The following is a 1,926-nucleotide window of genomic DNA, read 5'->3' as shown; positions in this document are numbered from 1 at the left end:
CTGGCTGTGGCGCCCGCCATGGCGGCGCTCCCGTCGCACGCCCGCCGCGCCGCCCTCATGAAGGCCCACGACGCGCTCGCGGCCAACCGGGAGGAGTTCGAGCGGCTGCTCGTCCTCGAGACCGGCAAGCCGCTGGTCGACTGCAGGGTCGAGGTCGCCAGGACGCTCGTCACGCTGGCCACGGCCGCCGAGGAGGTCGCCAGGCTGCACGGCGAGACCGTGCCGCTCGACCTGCTGCCCTCGGGGGAGGGGCTGGTGGGGTTCTGGACGCGCCGCCCGATCGGCGTGGTCGTCGGGATCACCGGCTTCAACTACCCGCTGCTCCTCGCCGCCCACAAGATCGCCCCGGCCGTGGCCGCGGGCTGCCCCGTGATCGTCAAGCCCGCGCCCGCGACCCCGCTGGCCACGCTCTGGCTGGTGCACCTCATCCGGTCGGCGGACGCGCTCCCCCCGGCCGCCGTGCAGCTCGTCACCGGGGACGTCGAGGTCGGCAGGACGCTGGTGGAGGACCGCCGGATCGGCGCGGTCTCGTTCACCGGCTCGGCCGCCGCCGGGCACGCCATCGCCCGCAACGCCGCCCCCACCAGGGTCCTGCTGGAGCTGGGGTCGAACGCGGCGCTCGTCGTGGCGGCCGACGCCGACCTGGAGGCCGCCGCCGACGCCGTCGTGCGCGGCGGTTACTACGCCTCCGGCCAGGCGTGCATCTCCGTCCAGCGGGTGCTGGTCGAGGAGCCCGTACGGGAGCGGTTCGTGTCCTTGCTGGCCGACCGCGTCAAGAACGTCACGGTCGGCGACCCCCGCCTGCCGGAGACCCGCGTCGCCCCGCTCATCGACGAGGCGGCCACGGACCGCGTGCTGGAGTGGGTCGCGGAGTCGGGGGGCGAGGTGGTCACGGGCGGGCACCGCGACGGCCGGGCCATCGCGCCGACCGTGCTCGCGGGCGTCGGCGACGGAGCCGCTGCGTGGGACGAGGAGATCTTCGGGCCGGTGGTGTGCGTGCGCCCGGTGCCCGACCTCGACGCCGCCTTCGCCGCCGTCAACGAGTCGCGGTACGGCCTGCACGCCTCGGTGTTCACCCGGTCGCTGGCCACGGCGTTCGCGGCCATCGAGCGGATCGAGGCCGGGGGAGTGGTGGTCAACGAGGTGCCGGGGTTCCGGGCGGACAACATGCCGTACGGCGGCGTGAAGGACTCCGGGATCGGGCGCGAGGGGCCCCGCTTCGCCATCGAGGAGCTGACGGTGACCAGGATGGCGATCATCCGGCCCGCCTAGCGGGTGGCCATGGCGACCGGGTCGCGGGACCCGGTCGCCGGCGCCTTCTCAGTTGGGCGGGTCGAAGCGGCCGTCCACGGCGGTCCAGCCGCCGTCCACGTACAGGACCGAGCCGGTCACGAAGCTGGCCGCGTCGCCGGCCAGGTAGACCACCGCGCCGGCCATCTCCCGCGCCGTCGCCCACCGGCCGAGCGCGCTCTTGTTCGCGTACGCGGCGTACCAGTCGGGGTTGTCCTTGATCTGCCTGGTCAGCGGCGTCTCCACCACGCCGGGCGCGATGGCGTTCACCCGGACCCCGTGCGGCCCGAACTCGGCCGCCGCCGTCCGCAGCAGCTGCACCAGGCCCGCCTTCGTGGCCGAGTAGACGCTCTGCCCCGGCTCGGTCACGGACGCGCGGATCGAGGCGAACCCGATGATCGACCCGCGCCCCCGCTCGACCATGCCCGCCCCGAAGGCCCGCACCACGTCGAACGAGGCCCGCAGGTTCAGCCCCACCACCCGGTCGAACTCCTCGCCGGAGTAGTCGAGCAGCCGCTTGCGGACGTTCGTGGCGGCCGTGCCACGATCTCTTCGTCGTCCATATCCGCCCTGGTCAACCGCCATCCCAGAGGACCATCGGAGGAAAAGGACCGGGACTTTCGGCCCTACTGCGGC

The 1,926-nt window shown here is 74.1% G+C and carries 2 protein-coding genes; one reads left to right on the top strand and one right to left on the bottom strand.

Annotated elements, in window-relative coordinates; all coding sequences use genetic code 11:
* Nucleotides 1-1,272, top strand: a 1,272-nt coding sequence (locus ACWDX9_RS62790; RefSeq protein WP_449973368.1) for an aldehyde dehydrogenase family protein, incomplete at its 5' end; no start/stop codon positions are given.
* Nucleotides 1,273-1,320: 48 nt separating this feature from the next.
* On the opposite strand, the gene ACWDX9_RS62785 is transcribed toward ACWDX9_RS62790, so the two are convergent.
* Nucleotides 1,321-1,875, bottom strand: a complete 555-nt coding sequence (locus tag ACWDX9_RS62785) for an SDR family NAD(P)-dependent oxidoreductase (protein WP_449973367.1) — start codon at nt 1,873-1,875, stop codon at nt 1,321-1,323.
* Nucleotides 1,876-1,926 lie beyond the last annotated feature (51 nt).

It is taken from the genome of Nonomuraea sp. NPDC003201 (assembly GCF_053590415.1).
Note: the sequence above shows the minus strand (reverse complement) of the source record. Positions and strands in the feature narration are given on the sequence as shown.

Excerpts from the sequence above, each read along its gene's own strand:
- ACWDX9_RS62785 (WP_449973367.1), bottom strand. The coding sequence starts at position 1,875 with ATGGCGGTTGACCAGGGCGGATATGGACGACGAAGAGATCGTGGCACG.